This is a genomic window from [Pantoea] beijingensis, assembly GCF_022647505.1.
GTDB lineage: Bacteria > Pseudomonadota > Gammaproteobacteria > Enterobacterales > Enterobacteriaceae > Erwinia > Erwinia beijingensis.
Window position 1 is genome coordinate 2,983,428 of sequence record NZ_CP071409.1, and the last position, 16,389, is coordinate 2,999,816.

17 protein-coding genes are annotated in these 16,389 nt (G+C 50.3%); 7 read left to right on the plus strand and 10 right to left on the minus strand.

Annotated features, from left to right (window positions below; all coding sequences use genetic code 11):
- Window positions 1–26 precede the first annotated feature (26 nt).
- Complete coding sequence (locus J1C60_RS13555; RefSeq protein WP_235859184.1) at window positions 27–464, plus strand: energy transducer TonB; 438 nt, start codon at window positions 27–29, stop codon at window positions 462–464.
- A gap of 103 nt (window positions 465–567) precedes the next feature.
- On the opposite strand, the gene mak is transcribed toward J1C60_RS13555, so the two are convergent.
- Window positions 568–1,476 carry a fructokinase gene (mak, locus tag J1C60_RS13560; RefSeq protein ID WP_128179271.1) on the minus strand — a complete coding sequence of 303 codons (909 nt, stop codon included), beginning with the start codon at window positions 1,474–1,476 and terminating at the stop codon, window positions 568–570.
- Between the two features lie 148 nt (window positions 1,477–1,624).
- Between mak and rdgC the strand changes: the two genes are divergently transcribed.
- The gene (rdgC, locus tag J1C60_RS13565; RefSeq protein WP_128179270.1) at window positions 1,625–2,536 is read left to right on the plus strand and encodes a recombination-associated protein RdgC; all 912 of its coding nucleotides are present in this window, start codon (window positions 1,625–1,627) and stop codon (window positions 2,534–2,536) included.
- 277 nt (window positions 2,537–2,813) lie between these two features.
- On the opposite strand, the gene ppnP is transcribed toward rdgC, so the two are convergent.
- The 5 genes from ppnP to aroL all read right to left on the minus strand — a co-directional run bounded on the left by ppnP (window position 2,814) and on the right by aroL (window position 5,933).
- A complete protein-coding gene (ppnP, locus tag J1C60_RS13570) occupies window positions 2,814–3,107 on the minus strand; it encodes a pyrimidine/purine nucleoside phosphorylase (protein WP_128179269.1) in 294 nt (97 codons plus the stop codon).
- Window positions 3,108–3,201: 94 nt separating this feature from the next.
- Window positions 3,202–3,879, minus strand: a complete 678-nt coding sequence (locus J1C60_RS13575; protein ID WP_128179268.1) for an AroM family protein — start codon at window positions 3,877–3,879, stop codon at window positions 3,202–3,204.
- Window positions 3,880–4,006: 127 nt separating this feature from the next.
- Entirely contained in the window at window positions 4,007–4,777 is a 771-nt protein-coding gene (locus tag J1C60_RS13580; protein WP_128179267.1) for an IclR family transcriptional regulator, read from the minus strand.
- Between the two features lie 248 nt (window positions 4,778–5,025).
- Complete coding sequence (locus J1C60_RS13585) at window positions 5,026–5,217, minus strand: YaiA family protein (RefSeq protein WP_128179266.1); 192 nt, start codon at window positions 5,215–5,217, stop codon at window positions 5,026–5,028.
- 191 nt (window positions 5,218–5,408) lie between these two features.
- The gene (gene aroL / locus J1C60_RS13590; protein WP_128179265.1) at window positions 5,409–5,933 is read right to left on the minus strand and encodes a shikimate kinase AroL; all 525 of its coding nucleotides are present in this window, start codon (window positions 5,931–5,933) and stop codon (window positions 5,409–5,411) included.
- A 405-nt stretch (window positions 5,934–6,338) separates the two neighbouring features.
- Between aroL and J1C60_RS13595 the strand changes: the two genes are divergently transcribed.
- Complete coding sequence (locus tag J1C60_RS13595) at window positions 6,339–7,001, plus strand: DUF2076 domain-containing protein (RefSeq protein WP_128179434.1); 663 nt, start codon at window positions 6,339–6,341, stop codon at window positions 6,999–7,001.
- Between the two features lie 71 nt (window positions 7,002–7,072).
- Here J1C60_RS13595 and J1C60_RS13600 read toward each other — a convergent pair whose 3' ends face one another.
- Window positions 7,073–7,525, minus strand: coding sequence for a YaiI/YqxD family protein (locus tag J1C60_RS13600; protein WP_128179264.1), 453 nt, complete (start codon window positions 7,523–7,525; stop codon window positions 7,073–7,075).
- Window positions 7,526–7,994: 469 nt separating this feature from the next.
- On the opposite strand from J1C60_RS13600, the gene proC reads away from it, so the two are divergent.
- Window positions 7,995–8,807 carry a pyrroline-5-carboxylate reductase gene (proC, locus tag J1C60_RS13605; protein WP_128179263.1) on the plus strand — a complete coding sequence of 271 codons (813 nt, stop codon included), beginning with the start codon at window positions 7,995–7,997 and terminating at the stop codon, window positions 8,805–8,807.
- A gap of 544 nt (window positions 8,808–9,351) precedes the next feature.
- On the opposite strand, the gene iraP is transcribed toward proC, so the two are convergent.
- On the minus strand, window positions 9,352–9,612 hold the full coding sequence (iraP, locus tag J1C60_RS13610) for an anti-adapter protein IraP (protein WP_128179262.1): 261 nt from the start codon (window positions 9,610–9,612) through the stop codon (window positions 9,352–9,354).
- A gap of 263 nt (window positions 9,613–9,875) precedes the next feature.
- Here iraP and J1C60_RS13615 point away from each other — a divergent pair, with 263 nt between their 5' ends.
- Window positions 9,876–12,959 (plus strand): beta-galactosidase, encoded by a 3,084-nt coding sequence (locus J1C60_RS13615; protein ID WP_128179261.1) that lies wholly within the window; start codon window positions 9,876–9,878, stop codon window positions 12,957–12,959.
- On the opposite strand, the gene J1C60_RS13620 is transcribed toward J1C60_RS13615, so the two are convergent.
- Together J1C60_RS13620 and cspE are read right to left on the minus strand one after the other, a co-directional pair.
- The gene (locus J1C60_RS13620; protein ID WP_128179260.1) at window positions 12,956–14,182 is read right to left on the minus strand and encodes a multidrug efflux MFS transporter; all 1,227 of its coding nucleotides are present in this window, start codon (window positions 14,180–14,182) and stop codon (window positions 12,956–12,958) included. The two genes, J1C60_RS13615 and J1C60_RS13620, sit on opposite strands and share 4 nt — an antisense overlap.
- Window positions 14,183–14,460: 278 nt before the next feature.
- Window positions 14,461–14,673: a transcription antiterminator/RNA stability regulator CspE gene (gene cspE / locus J1C60_RS13625; protein WP_128179259.1), complete on the minus strand. Its 213-nt coding sequence runs from the start codon at window positions 14,671–14,673 to the stop codon at window positions 14,461–14,463.
- A 367-nt stretch (window positions 14,674–15,040) separates the two neighbouring features.
- On the opposite strand from cspE, the gene J1C60_RS13630 reads away from it, so the two are divergent.
- Window positions 15,041–15,712 carry a MarC family NAAT transporter gene (locus J1C60_RS13630; protein WP_128179258.1) on the plus strand — a complete coding sequence of 224 codons (672 nt, stop codon included), beginning with the start codon at window positions 15,041–15,043 and terminating at the stop codon, window positions 15,710–15,712.
- Window positions 15,713–16,000: 288 nt separating this feature from the next.
- Window positions 16,001–16,360 (plus strand): copper resistance protein, encoded by a 360-nt coding sequence (locus tag J1C60_RS13635; protein ID WP_128179433.1) that lies wholly within the window; start codon window positions 16,001–16,003, stop codon window positions 16,358–16,360.
- The last annotated feature ends 29 nt before the right edge of the window (window positions 16,361–16,389 follow it).

Here is a 16,389-nt window from a genome sequence, read left to right on the forward strand (position 1 = left end):
TCGCCAGGGATGGCTTCCGGATATGGTTGGGCATTAATAGCAGAGTGTCCCTTGAGGTAGAGATGTTGCGTTATGGTTTTTCCCTGATGGCGGCGCTCAGTGCGCTGCTACTCAGCGCCTGTCAGATCCCGGGGGGGAAACCTCAGGCTAATTTACCCGACCGCGACCGCGTAACAGAAAACTGCCCCGGGAAAATGGCAGGTGATAACGCGCTGTGTAGCTACTTTCACGAAATGCAATGGCGTCTACAAACTAACTTTATCGGCGCCGATCGCTATTACGGCCGCGAGTGTCTGATCACCGCAGAATACCGCCAGGGACGTTATAACGTGCTTCGCACGCAAGGCGATGAAGCACTCTGTCTGAAGGCGTGGAGCGTAGTTGGTACGACAAAAGGGTTACCTCCGCCACCGGAAAAATTACCGCACACGCTGTCATTTTGGTTTAAACCAGGCAAAAAGTAATACGCGCATTCCCCGTCTCCACTGACCATGCCGCGATGCTCCGTCCCCACGGACGCGGCACGTTTCTGGCATTGTACCCGTCGGTGCCAGCGCCACAGCGCAATTATTCAACAGGCCATAGCCACGCCGCGCCACGTACGCCACTGGAGTCGCCATGTTTGGCCTGCACAATGGGGGTTTCACACTCACCACCAAACACCCAGTTTTTTATCAACTGAGGCACGGTCTGATATAATCGCCCGACATTACTCATCCCACCGCCCAACACGATAATATCGGGATCAAGGATATTGACGATGTGCGCCAGAGATTTTGCCAGCCGCAGCTCATAGCGGCTCATCGTTAACTCCGCTAGTGCATCCTGCTGCTCCAACAGTTTCACGATCTCCGCCCCCTGACGCGCGGCCCCACTCAGGCGCTGATAATCGGTAGCAAATCCCGTCCCAGAAATAAAGGCTTCGATACAACCGGATTTGCCGCAATAACAGGGCACGTCCTGGCGAAAACGCAGCTCATCCTCATCCATCCACGGCAGTGGATTATGTCCCCACTCGCCCGCATTGCCGTTGCCACCAATATGCGAACGCCCATTTAAAGCAATACCGGCCCCACATCCTGTTCCGATAATCACAGCAAATACCGTCGATTTTCCCGCCGCAGCACCGTCAACCGCCTCCGAAACGGCCAGGCAGTTAGCATCATTCGCAACCCGTACCTCACGCTGTAATAGCGCGGCGAGATCTTTATCCAGCGGCTGGCCATTTAGCCAGGTCGAATTCGCGTTCTTTACCTTCCGGGTAAATGGCGAGAGCGTACCAGGGATACCAAGACCGATACTGCCCTGCTGACCGGTTTTTTCCTCAGCAAGCCGGATCAGCCCGGCAATTGCCTCCAGCGTTTTCCGATAATCATCACGCGGAGTGGCAATACGGTGGCGAAACAGCTCCAGCCCTTCGCTTGACAGCGCGATGACTTCCGTCTTCGTTCCACCCAGATCAATGCCTATACGCACGTTTTATTCCTCATTATTCGACGCAGAGTCAAATACATTAGAGGCCCAGTCCAGGAAAGGCAATGAAACCACGGCGATGTTTCGTTATCATGCGCCCTGACTTTGAGACTTGTGCGCCTGAATGCGCCCCCCGGCAAAGGAAAACACCATGTTGTGGTTTAAAAATTTGATGGTTTATCGTCTGAATCGTGATATTCCCCTGTCCGTTGATGACATGGAAAAACAACTCGATGCGTTCTCCTTTACCCCTTGCGGTAGCCAGGATATGGCGAAAACCGGCTGGGTTTCACCGATGGGCTCAAGAGGCGATGCGCTGACGCACGTAAATAACGGCCAAATCCTGATTTGCGCACGTAAAGAGGAGAAGATCCTGCCCTCTCCGGTCATCAAACAGGCGCTGGAAGCCAGGATCGAAAAGCTTGAAGCCGAACAGCAGCGAAAACTAAAGAAAACTGAAAAAGATTCACTGAAAGACGAGGTACTGCACAGTCTGCTGCCACGTGCTTTCAGCCGTTTTAGCCAGACATTTTTATGGCTTGATACCATTAATGGTTTGATTATGGTGGACTGCGCCAGCGCGAAGAAAGCAGAAGATACGCTGGCGTTACTGCGTAAAAGCCTTGGTTCGTTGCCGGTCGTTCCCCTGACGCTGGAAAATCCGATTGAAATGACGTTAACAGAGTGGGTCCGATCCGGTGAACTGCCAGCAGGTTTTGCGCTGATGGATGAGGCCGAACTGAAAGCGATCCTGGAAGACGGTGGCGTTATCCGCTGTAAAAAACAGGATCTGGTTTGCGATGAGATCGCCAATCATATTGAAGCCGGAAAATGGGTGACTAAGCTTGCACTGGATTGGCAGGAGCGCATTCAATTAATGCTTTCTGATGACGGTTCGCTGAAGCGTTTAAAGTTTGCCGATACGATACGTGAACAGAATGATGATATCGATCGGGAAGATTTTGCATTACGTTTCGACGCAGACTTTACCCTGATGACGGGGGAACTGGCCGCGCTGATCAGCAACCTGATTGAAGCTCTGGGCGGCGAAGCATCGCGCTAATGAGCGGCAGGATTGGCCCAATAACTGCAACCTTCCGCCGCCGTTAAGACACAGATTAATACCTGAAGGCATTCAGGTTGTATCAAGGGGAATGTTTCCCGGGCTCTTATCGAAAAGACGTAGTTCAGAGGAACCTGCGTAGCGGGCACTGGGGCTATCGAAAAGGCGACGCAGGGCCGACGCGTTCCGACCCTGCCAGGCCATTTCGGCGGGGGTCACCGAAATGGTTTAGCCGTCAAAGCCCTGGCAGCAGGGCTCCGACAACCGCGAGCAATAATTACTTATCAGCCAGATAACGGCACAGGTAAGACGTCGGCTCAGCAACCTGCAGATGGAGTTCACTGTGCCCCGGTACGTTAAATACCTCGCCCGCCTTATACAGTGTCCATTCCGTTTCACCCACCAGCAGCACTTTCATTGAGCCACTCACAACCGTCATCTCTTCCGGTTGTCCCGTCCCAAAAGTGTATTCACCCTCAACCATCACACCCACGCTAGCGCGGCCAGTGCTGGCACTGTCAAAATTAATTGACTTCACTTTTCCATCAAAGTACTCACTAACCTCAAGCATGTCACTTCCCTCAAAACCTGAAAATGGGTGGAAAATCAGTGTAGAGGTTTGATTAAGCCTCTGTCACGTAAAATTAATCAGCGGTGAGACATGCTTAGACCAGCAGCTCAGCGGCCAGTTTAACCAACAACATATTTGATAGCAGTACAGGAATACCTAACAGCTTTTGTAGAAGGTCACTGTGACGTTGCTGATAACCCAGGCTGTCCAGTACCACAACGTCAGCCCCCTGCTCCTGCAGGGAAAGCGCCGCGTCAATCAATCCATCATTATCCTCATGATACGGATTGGCGACGGCAAAACATGGCGTCCTGCTCAAGCTTTTCCATTTGATACTCTGCTGTTTGATTTGCTCAATCATCGGTACCACAATACCGACCTGATGGCCTTCGACGATAGATTTCACAAGGGGCGGGATAAGACGATCTGGCTCCAATAATACCGCGCGGCGAGCATGCAAAGTGCTGAGTTCATTGCTACAAAGCAACAAAATGGTTTCCACTCCTTCAGCTTCCAGCTCGACGATCTTTCGTTGTAATCCCGCTTCTACCTTTGCCACGGACAGCAATACCTGCGAACCATCGGGCAAATGTGATATCAGCACTTTTTCATGGTGTTCAGCGGCATACTGGCGTTCAATCTCGGTGGCGGTTAATCCTTCCAACAATGCAGCATGCGCAATCTGCTCCTCAGTCATATATTCAAGCAGCAACGGCAAAATATCGTTACGCGGCGTAGCGCCAATGGTCAGAGTGACTAACGTGTGTTTCATAATACTTTCCGGGTCTTCTTATGCCTGCTGTCATTCAGGGATAGCCGCCGATTTTTTATCTGCGGGAGGCGCTTCTCTCTACGGCGTATTCGACGTCAGATATTCAATAATTCAATAATTCAATCAATTAGTTATGAAAATCACGATCGCCAAAGTTGCTGCGAAGCTGTCTGGCGACGCACATTAATGCATCAAGAACTGGGCGGGCATAGTAAGGAGAAGTTTCAAGCGACGGAAAAGTCACCCCTAATCCAACCGTCTCACCACGATGTTTATTCGTTACAGCAGTCGCCATCGAGCTGATCCCCTGTAAACTTTCATTACATGCCAGCGCCCAGCCTTGCTGGCGAACAAGCTCAAGCTTCTCTATCAGAGATTCAAGCTCTGGCAGCGAATTGCCTGTTCCCCTTTCTGGCCATGCATTCTTATAAAGTTCGCGGACATCATCATTGCTGTAACGAGCCAGAATCGCTCGCCCCGTTGAGGTTTCAGCGGCTGGTGAACGGCTACCTGCGGGAGTGACCACCTGCAAAAACTGCCGTCCCTGAAACATACGCATCACCATAATTTCACGCCTTTCCAGCACCGAGATATAACAGGTACAGCGTGATTCTACCGACAGCTGCGCCATCAACGTTGAGGCGCTATCGACCAACGGTGTGGAAAGATAATGACTGGCAGCTGACAGTAAAACCCGTCCAATATGGAAACTCCGCGTCTCCGGGTCGCGTTCCAGAAAACCCTGAGCCTCCATCGTCGTCAGCAAACGCGAGACGGTACTCTTTGGCAGGGAAAGTGCCGACACCACTTCGGTAAATGAAAGCCCAGTATGTCCCTGAGTCACGCCATAATGATTAAATAATCCCAGTACCGATGCCGCATTTTCTAAGGTGGACATATCGTTGTTCCACTATATGGAACTGAGTTCCTGTTTATTGTCACGAGAAAATAAAGGCCCGTTATCACAGGGTCAAGCGCTATTTTTTTCTGATACCTGAAAGGAAGCCGCAAGAAATGTTACTGCGTCTTATCCCCAGGATTAATAACGTGGAAATACCTGACAGCCCCATGTAAATTCACCACATTATCCTCTGTCAAAAGCATAATGCACTGAATAGCATGGGTAACTTCACCTTGATATGCGCATCACTCTTTCGTGCGATCCTCATAACGTGCTCTGGCATCCCGCGCTTCCTGTTCGGTCTGGTGCTCACTGATTAGCGTATTTTCATGGGGATGATCGGCACGGAGCTGATACCAGGTTACGGTTTGACCTGCCGCCCCTTTTTCAACCGTTTCAATACGCGCTTCGCGTGGATATGGAGGTCTTGACGCCATAAAATCTTCCCTCTTCGATAAATGCCCCACTCTTTGGCCAGCCAATAACATCACTGACGCTTTTATTAAGCATAGTCAATGCGCGCGATCCTGTCGTGAGAGTGTCAAGAAGACGGAATGTTCTGAGTCAGAGAAAAGCAGGAGAGAAATGGGTGAGACAAACCGTCCCGGTGAATCGGGACGGTTTAATATTAACTGGCGCGTGCGATGGAGAGCGTTTCCAGCACCGCGTTCACAACGCTTTCAGGTTCTTGCATAGCATTAATAACGTGATGTGCGGTTTGCAGATAGAGGGCATCGCGCTGCGATAAAACCTCAGCCATCTCTTCAGTAATAGGACGCCCGGTCAAGGTAGGGCGCTGATTTTCCTGCGGAGAGGCTTCTATGCGCGCAGCCAAAACCCTTGGGTCTGCATTGAGATAAATGACCCGCCCATGCTCACGCATAAACTGACGATTCGTCTCCGCGAGCACCATTCCGCCACCGGTCGCTATAACCGTAGACGGCGCAGTAACCGCCATCAGCGACTCGGTTTCCCGCTGGCGAAACCCATCCCATCCTTCAGCGGCAACAATATCGGCAACGGTCTGCTGAGTCATTTGTTGGAGATGATGATCGGTATCACTGAACGCATAGCCCAGCGCCTGCGAAAGCGCGAAGCCAATGGTAGTCTTGCCGCATCCGCGGGCACCGATCAGGTAAATGGGTAACGACATAAAGGCACATCCTCAGGCTCGTTGTTAACATGTATCGTTCGCGAACAACGGGGTAAAACAGGTCATCTTTGCGTCGCATCATACCGAGAATTTTTTCACCGGACCAGACGTAACGCATGAAAACCCCTGAAGCATGCAACAAAATACGATAATCAATTGAATTTAAATGAATAATCGATGCACATTTTGTGCATCGATGCGTCATTTTATCGTATTTTTCAATCGCAACATTTACTTACGCGACGCTGATTTACTTTCTCCCCTGCTGGACCAAAATGAGAACACTCGCCTGTTGCTGAATACGGAAGATATCGCATCCACATCCGGCAAATTTAAACAATATATTCGGCAGGTACGCGTGCCATCGCAATGGCGCATATCAATAGCCGCACCTCGGAGGTTCCTGTGCAGAGTGAAGAACAACGTCTTATTGAAAACCTGTTTAGCCGTCTGAAACAGGCGGAAACCCAATCAGGCACCCGCGATGCTGCGGCGGAAACACTTATCCATCAACAAATTCAGCAACAGCCCGGAGCACCTTATTACATGGCACAGGCTATCCTGATTCAGGAAGCGGCGATGAAAAAGCTGAATGAACGTATTAATGAACTGGAAAGCCGGGTCGCCCAACAGCCTCAGCAGAGTAGCGGCGGGTTTCTTGCCGGGTTGTTTGGCGGGGGCAGCAATAATGCGCGGCAAACGCCCCCACCGTCGGGCTTCAGCGGGAACAGCGCGCCCAACTCGCCAACCTATGCCCCGCCGCCTGCGACATCATCCCGCGCAACGGGCTTTCTTGGCAGTGCCCTACAAACCGCCGTTGGAGTGGCGGGTGGCGTAGTCATGGCCGATATGCTGACCAGCTTGTTTCATCATTCGCAGCCAGAAGAGATTGTAAATATTATCAATGAGCCACCGCTGCCCGATGTGGCAGATAATAATTTGGACACCTTTAATTATGGTAGCCGCGACACGCAGTTTAATCAGGATAGCGATTTGACGCAGTATGACAACGGCCTGGATAACGACAGCTTTGATGACGACTTCAGCAATGATGATAGCTTTATATAAACAGTAACGAGCCCGTTCCGGCGGCAACTATCCACTGAACGGTACCAGGCGCCGGCAAAGCCGCTGCAGCACTACGCGCGGCGCAGCGCCTGTAACCACTTATCCAGCTCATTAGCAAATTGTTGGCGATCCCGTTGGTTTAACGTCGCAGGCCCACCGGTCTGCACGCCGCTGGCGCGTAGCGTGTCCATAAAGTCACGCATCGTCAAACGCTCACGAATCGTCGCTTCACTATACCGTTCACCACGGGGATTCAGGGCTATCGCGCCCTTTTCGATGACCTCAGCAGCCAGCGGAATATCAGCGGTAATCACCAAATCTCCCGGTTCGGCACGGCGCACAATTTCATTGTCCGCTACGTCAAAACCTGCTGGTACACGCAGAGTACGTAAAAAACGTGATGGCGGTACCGTTAATGTCTGATTCGCCACGAAGGTCACCTCAATCTGTGCGCGCTCTGCCGCACGGTACAGTACTTCTTTAATCACTTTTGGACACGCATCCGCATCCACCCAAATTGGCATAACTTGTCCTGTCAACAGTTTGAATCACGCATAAGGTTGATTATAAATGGAATTAATCACATTTCGCCATGCTGGTTATCTTGCCGTTCTTTTCCTGAATGGCAAACTTTATTTGGTGAGCCGCGTTATTCGTCGGGATGTCCAAACGTACAGCATCATATCATCCTCCTTTGCGCCGTCTTCCATGCCGGGTTCTCCCGTCGTTTGCCCTTTTCTGACAGAATCAGCGAACGGCCATTTTATCTCAGTTCCAAACGAGGGACCCGAGCGTTGAACAATCAATCTGGCTATTTACGCAGGCGACATGATGATGCGCCGTGCATCTCGTCTGTTATTTGGTCGGCATGGCTTTCATTCTCCGCTTGTTGGCAGTACCTATTCCGTCAGTTTTAACGTCATCGACGCTGGATTACGGTGAAGAATGTCGTAAGCTAGATGGCGCGATCACCGAATGCATAAAGGAAAAGAGATGCTGGAGAAAAAGATAGGTTTCATCGGCTGCGGCAACATGTCTAAAGCCATTATTGGCGGTCTGGTGGCCGGTGGACAAATCAAACCTGAGAACATTTGGGTATTCGATCATAAACCCGAAACCAATCAGGCGATGCAACAGCAATATGGTATTACGCCTGGCAACAGCGCTGAAGAAGTGGCCAAACAGGCCGATATTTTGTTTGGCGCCGTAAAGCCCAATGCGATTCTGAAAACGCTAAAGGATGTGGCTGGAAGCCTGAATAAAGATACGCTCGTGGTCTCGATTGCCGCAGGTGTAACACTCGACTCGCTGGCCACGGCGTTAGGCCACGATCGTAAGATCGTTCGTGTTATGCCAAATACCCCTGCGTTGGTCAACCAGGGAATGACATCGGTAACCCCTAACGCGTTAGTGACGCAGGAAGAAACCGATGAAATCGTTGCAATATTTAACAGCTTTGGCAAAGCAGAAGTGGTTGCTGAGTATTTGATCCACGCCGTGGTAGGCGTAAGTGGATCGGCACCAGCGTACGTTTTTATGTTTATCGAAGCCATGGCCGATGCCGCTGTGCTGGGTGGCATGCCACGCGCGCAGGCGTATCAATTCGCCGCTCAAGCCGTAAAAGGGTCCGCACAGATGGTGCTCGAGACGGGTAAACATCCGGGCGAGTTGAAAGATATGGTGTGTTCGCCAGGCGGAACCACCATTGAAGCCGTGAAAGTGCTGGAAGACAAAGGTTTCCGCTCGGCGGTGATCGAAGCGATGCGACAATGCATGGCGAAGTCAGAAGCATTAAGTAAAAAATAACGCCGTCATCGGGGTCGTTCCGGGCTCATACCGGCCCCGATTCGTTAACTTTTGGCTTATATAACCGTTGCCCCATCAAGCAACCGCTCACCGATACAAACCGCAATTTAGCGGTAAATCGCCGCCCGTTCCCCACAAAACGTACGCCAACTCTGCATGCAGTGTGCGAAAGCAACGGATCGCATTGAAAAGAAACCCGGCACGTCCTTGTTAATCAGCACCGCTGTACAGTTTCTCGTGAGTCCCGCTCGTCATTAGGCCCACAATAGAATAATAAATAACATTATTCAGAGAGCGGAAAAACGTGAGACCTGGTAAGCAGGCCAGTATCACAAGTTAGGATAAATGATGAGTCAATACGGACGTAGCCTCAGCGACAGATAGTACAAGCTGCCTTTATTATAAATAATGAAAGGCAATAGCCACAAAAATAAAATTACTCTGCTCTTATCGTCTCGATAAATAACATAATCGAATGCCCGGCATGCAGACACACGTTATATAATAATGATCAAGCAGAATCACAATTTATCAGAGAAGGGAATTAAAACCGGGGGTGAGTCAGCAGTTTTTGTACATATCCCTGTAATAACGATGCGTCCTGTTGATTGGCGGAAGCATCGTGTGCGGCCTTCTGGATAGCATCCTCGATGCCAGCATTAATTTCCTCGCGCTGGACCTCATCCATTTTCCGTAACATCGCCGTCACGACGATCTCCAATGCTTCGACCTGAGCGGTAAGCTCCTTTGACTCTTCTTCTTTTGCAGCAAGTTTTAATAATAATTCGGCAATGAGATTTTTCATGCATGTATCTCAGCAAGATAAAGTAAGACGTTAACATTGTGAAAAATAAATTGATAGAATTTTCTGACGGCTATTTATTTATTACATACTCATCGTCACTCTCGAAATAATGCACAGGATAGTACTGCTGTTCGCGCCCTAACAAAACCAGGTCGACATCTTTTTATGGAACGCGATCGTGGTCGCGAATTGCCTGTCAGCGGCTTTACCATCTCACATCTGACAGGCAATGTGAGCACATTCTATTTTGCCGGATGATAATCATGACTAAGCCAGACATTACTCTGGACGACGTGATAAAGCGCCGTGACTGGGAAAATATCAGCATCACACAGCTTAATCGTTTACCAGCACACCCGCCTTTTTCCAGTTGGCGCAGTCACTGCGATGCGCGCGATAATATTGCCTCTCCCCAGCATATTTCCCTGAATGGTTCCTGGCAGTTTAATTACTTCGCCCATCCCGAGGCGGTCCCGCCAACCTGGATCAATCAGGATCGGCATGATGCAAGAAGTCTCAATGTTCCATCCAACTGGCAGTTACATGGATATGACAAGCCAATTTATACCAACGTCCGCTATCCTATCCCTGTGACGCCGCCGCGGGTGCCGCAGGAAAATCCGACCGGCTGTTATTCCCTTGTCTTCAAAACTGACGAAAGTTGGCATCGCGAGGGGCAAACTCGCGTCATTTTCGATGGCGTTAACGCCGCATTCCATCTGTGGTGTAACGGCCACTGGATCGGATATTCACAGGATAGCAGACTGCCTGCAGAATTTGACCTGAGCCCGTTCCTGCACCCTGGGGAAAACCGTCTGGCGGTTATGGTGCTACGGTGGTGTGTTGGAAGCTATCTTGAAGATCAGGATATGTGGCGAATAAGCGGTATTTTTCGCGATGTCAGCCTGCTGCATAAACCCCGGATACATCTCAGCGATATTCGACTGGAAACACATCTCAGTCCTGAACTCAGTTCAGGATACCTGCAGGCCCATGTCATCGCGTCATTTATGGCAGAGCAGGCCGGCGATTATCAGGTTAGCGTGACGCTCTGGCACAAAGATAGCCTCATCACATCGGAACAACAGTATTTTGGTAGCAATATCATTGATGAAAGAGGCAGTTATGCCGATCGCACTACACTCAATTTACCTATTGATCGCCCTTTGCTGTGGAGTGCAGAAACCCCCAACCTGTATCGTGCGGTCATTGCGCTACTGGACAACAGCGGAAAATTAATCGAGACGGAAGCCTACGATGTAGGATTCAGAAAGATAGAGATCATCAAAGGATTACTGCAACTCAATGGCAAGCCGCTATTGATCCGTGGCGTTAATCGTCATGAACATCATCCCGAAAATGGCCAGGTGATGGATGAAGCCACCATGATGCGGGATATCCTGTTAATGAAGCAGCATAATTTCAACGCGGTGCGTTGCTCACACTATCCTAATCATCCACGTTGGTACCAATTATGCGATCGTCTTGGACTCTATGTTGTTGATGAAGCCAATATTGAGACACATGGAATGCAACCCATGAGTCGGCTTGCAGACGATCCCCGCTGGTTTAACGTGTTTAGCGAACGTGTCACGCGCATGGTACAGCGCGATCGTAATCATGCCTGTATTATTATTTGGTCACTGGGGAACGAATCAGGTCATGGTGCATCCCATGATGCGCTTTATCGTTGGGTGAAAAGCAGCGATACGACGCGGCCAGTACAGTATGAAGGAGGCGGAGCCGATACCTCATCGACGGACATTATTTGTCCGATGTATGCGCGCGTCGATAGGGATCAACCCTTTCCGGCCGTACCTAAATGGTCGATCAAAAAGTGGATCGGCCTGCCTGGCGAAACGCGTCCATTGATCCTTTGTGAATACGCCCATGCAATGGGCAACAGCCTGGGAGGGTTTGATCGTTACTGGCAGGCATTCCGTCAGTTCCCGCGGTTGCAGGGAGGCTTTGTCTGGGATTGGGTCGATCAAAGTCTGACAAAATATGATGAGCATGCTCATCCCTGGCAGGCTTACGGCGGTGATTTTGGCGATGTACCCAACGATCGGCAGTTTTGCATGAATGGTTTAGTCTTTGCCGATCGATCCCCCCATCCTTCCCTCTACGAGGCGCAGCACGCACAGCAATTTTTCCAGTTTAGCCATGCTCAATCCAATCCATTGGCCTTTAGCATCACCAGCGAATACCTTTTTCGTACCACGGATAACGAACTGCTGCTCTGGCGTATTGAACAGGATGGCATCGTCGTTGATCATGGTGAGATCACGCTGTCGCTTGCCCCACAGGGGACGCAATTTATTGAATTACGGCCGCAGCCTACACGCAGGGGGGAAATTTGGCTCAATCTGCAGGTGGTACAACCTCGGGCTACAGCATGGTCACCGGCACGTCATTGCGTCGCCTGGGAGCAGTGGCGACTGCCAGCGCAGTGGATGCCACCAGCACAAGAATACACTCTTAGCCCGCCGACACTCTCTACCGAGGGAGAAATGTTCATCGTCAAGGCAGGCGCTAGCTGCTGGCATTTCTCACGCGGGGAAGGAGAACTCGTGCAGTGGTTAACGCAAGGTCGCCCTACGCTACTCTCCCCGCTACAGGATCTTTTCGTACGCGCACCATTGGACAATGATATTGGCATCAGCGAAGCCACGCAGATTGATCCGGATGCCTGGGTCGAGCGCTGGAAACACGCGGGTTATTATGCGCTAATCCGGAAAATGCAGTGGATTAAGGCCGATATGTGGCGTGATTCAGTCATCATTGAAACCCAACATGCTTATGTGCATCAGGAGCAGATACCCTTCCTCTGCCACAAACGCTTTATCATCAATGCACAGGGTGAGCTAACGATTGATGTAAAGGTGCAGATCGCCGCTGGCGTGCCCGCGCCTGCACGTATCGGTCTGCGCTGCCAACTGGTGGATGTGCCTGAGACGATCACTTGGTTGGGGCTCGGACCGCATGAAAATTACCCGGATCGCTGCGGCGCTGCGCAATTTTCCCGTTGGACGCTGCCGCTAGCCGCGTTGCATACACCGTATGTTTTCCCCTGTGAAAACGGCCTACGTGGCGGTACACAGCAGTTGACACTGGGAGCGTTACGGCTTAGCGGTCATTTTCATTTCTCAGTGGGACGCTACAGCATGGAACAACTGCAGAATACCTCGCACCGCCACTTGCTACATGATGAAGAGGGCTGCTGGCTGATCGTGGATGGCTTTCATATGGGAATTGGTGGAGATGACTCCTGGAGCCCAAGCGTCAGCCCGGCATTCCAGCTTGATCAGCGAGAATATGCTTATCGCTTCACCATGACACAATATTAATCACGACCGGGCGGAGATCTTCTGTCCGTCATACCGGTTTTCCCTTTACCGTAAAATCGCATAAGCTGCAAAGTATTCACTAATACCACGATCGCAGTGCCAATAAATACCCAACGGAACCCCCCAAATGCTGAAATACTGGCCCCCATTAAAGGGCCAACAACGTTGCCAAGATACATAAAAGACTGGTTATAACCGAAAATACGTCCGGTGATACGATCGCTGGAATAACGCAACAGCAGCGTTTGTACCGCCGGCATCATCGCGCCATCGGCAAACCCCAATAAAAAGCGCAGAACACCCAGTTGAGTGGCGCTCGTCACGAAGGACATGCTGATAAATAACGCGATGGCGGTGATAAGCGTAGCAATTAGTATCCGTTCAGCACCAATGCGATCGCCCAATTTGCCCAATCGTGGAGCAGAAAATAATGCAGAAACACCGGGAATTGCCGCAATAAACCCGCTGATAAAAGCGATATTATGTGCCTCCGGTTCCAACTGACGCACAAACAGTGTCAATATCGGGCTGATAGAGGCGTTGCTAAGTTGGATCACCAGCGTGGTAAAAAACAAGGCTATAACTAATTTTGGATGCGTTAATAGCTGAAATACTGCTTTGCCGCTCAGTTTATCTTTTTGCTCAACCGGGCGATGACCGGTCTCTTTGATCAGGAATAGCGTAATAAGAAAGCTAATCAGCAGTAGTGCAGAGGTAATCAGAAAGACCGCACGTAATCCCACCCAATCTGCCAGTAATCCTCCCAGCATCGGACCGATAATTACGCCGGATATTTGACCGGTAGCAACGGTACTCAACGCCCAACCGCTGCGATCTCGCGGTACCTGAGACGCGACCAGCGCCATAGCATTAGGTATATAGCCTGATGTCAGCCCCATCAAGGCGCGTAGCAAGAATAACTGCCATACATTCGTGACAAATGCCTGCATCAGAATCACCGCCCCCATACCAAAAGAGGCTCTTAACAGCATGAGCTTGCGCCCTTTACGATCGGCCAGGCTCCCCCACATCGGCGAGACAATTGCTGAAATCAAAAATGTGACGCTGAATGTTAATCCGGACCACAACGTCAATGCACTATGCGATTGCACACCGAGTTGCTGTATATAGAGAGGAAGAAACGGGAGGATCTGGCTAATCGCCATGCCGGTAAAGAAACAGCCAAACCAGACCGAGATAAGGTTAACCTTCCAGGATTCCATGGCGCAGATGCGTGGCCTCACAACAGGATGACGGCAGGCTAGTTTATACGCAAATGCGTTACAGTTGCAGCACAGAGAGGAGGCGGGCTCAATAAAAATGTAATAAGACGCAAATTACCGGCAAAAATGCCACCACGGCGGCGCTGCTGGAGAGACGGCCAGTACCGCAACATTCAGCATTCAACCGAATTATCGCACTAAAAATGCAAAAACCCGCACGAGGCGGGTTTTTAGCGGTTCACAACCTGATGCCAGGCATCAGGTTGTGAGAATATCGCTTAGATCGCAGTAACGTTAGCTGCTGCCGGGCCTTTCTGGCCATTCTCGATAGAGAATTCAACTTTCTGACCTTCTTCCAGAGTTTTAAAACCCTGGTTCTGGATTGCAGAGAAGTGTACGAACACATCTTTGCTGCCATCAGTTGGAGAAATAAAACCGAAGCCTTTCTCAGCGTTGAACCATTTTACTAAACCAGTCATTTTGTTAGACATTTGTCTATCCTTCATACAATTACAAGCCACACAGGGCGAAATGGTTTGTCCACAGAATTTATGAGGCACTCAGGAAGGAGTCACGAAGAAGAGATATCTAAGATAACGCTTGAACTGAAGACTGCTTTACTAAAACTGCTCGCATATTCGGCTCTGCTTAACAAACCGACGTAGCATTTACGCATAGCGAGAAATCAGATGCAAGATTTATTTATCATAAATGGCGGTGATTAAGACAAAGTCTACGATATCAGGCTACAGTAGCCGTTGATTATCCTCTGTCAGTTATAGTTGACTGGCGTACGCGAACGGCAGGTAGGCGGTTTCTTATGGCGAAAACCCAGCCGCCTAAACAAAGGAAGCAGATATGATGGAGCTTTTTCAGGCAATCGGCCTGGGGTTAGTGGTGCTGTTACCGTTGGCTAACCCGCTGACCACGGTGGCACTGTTTTTGGGCCTCGCTGGCGATATGAATTTTAGCGAACGCAACAAACAGTCGCGGGACGCCGCATTTTATGTGTTTATGATTATGATAGTCGCCTGGTATGCAGGTAGCGCGGTCATGAACACGTTTGGTATTTCTATCCCCGGTCTACGTATCGCTGGCGGATTGATCGTCGCCTTTATCGGTTTTCGCATGCTGTTTCCGCAAAGGCCGGCAGGCCATTCAGTGGAAGCTTCACATAAACAAGACGAATTAAGCGAACATAAAGCCGTTAATATCGCGTTTGTGCCGCTGGCGATGCCCAGCACCGCCGGTCCAGGCACCATCGCTATGATTATCAGTTCGGCCTCAACCGTACAACATAGTCTGGAATTCTCTCCCTGGGTGATTGCCGTCGCACCGCCACTCACATTTTTAGTCGTCAGTATAATCCTGTGGATTTCTCTGCGTAGTTCCGGCGCCATTATGCGCATTGTTGGCAAAGGCGGAATTGAGGCTATTTCACGTTTAATGGGTTTTTTGCTGGTCTGTATGGGCGTTCAGTTCATTATTAATGGCGTTCTGGAAGTCATAACCACCTTCCACCCCAGCTAAGCAGTGCGATATTCGCGGAAGATTTATCCGCAAAAAAATCCCGCACACGGCGGGAAATAATCAAGACAAAAACAGCCTATTTTGAGGGTGACGCATAACACACATTTGTGCCGGATTAACCTGCCATTTGCATATTGCAGCCGCATGACGTTTTTGTGCTGTTTTCACGGCGAGCGTTGATTCTCTACAGACGTCGGTAAGGCTTATTCAACAAAAGTTTACACAGACAGCCATTGATAAAACGCTTTAGCCCGTTAAGATATGCAGACTTTTTATTCTGAGGCTGAAATGGAAAAACGGCGGCGTATCGCAAAATGGTTTCTGACTCTCGCCTGTCTGGTCATACTGGTTTGTATGGCTCAGCGCGTGGCAAGCCTGCACGCATTGCAGATGAAACTAAGTGAAAACGCAACGTTAGCTGCGGATAAAAGTGACAACAGCGGCGCGCCGGTCACGCCGTGCGAGCTTAGCGCCAAATCACTGCTGGCTGCAGCCCCGCTGATATTTGAAACGGCATTCTTCGGCCTCGGCTTACTGCTTGCCGTTCTGGCGCTAATCCGCGCCATCCCACTTCATTTCCCCCCAACGCATGAATTCTCATCACCGGTTCTGCGTATCCATCTGAGAAACTGCGTCTTCCGCGAATGATTTAGCACCTGACACGGTTCTAAAAAAAT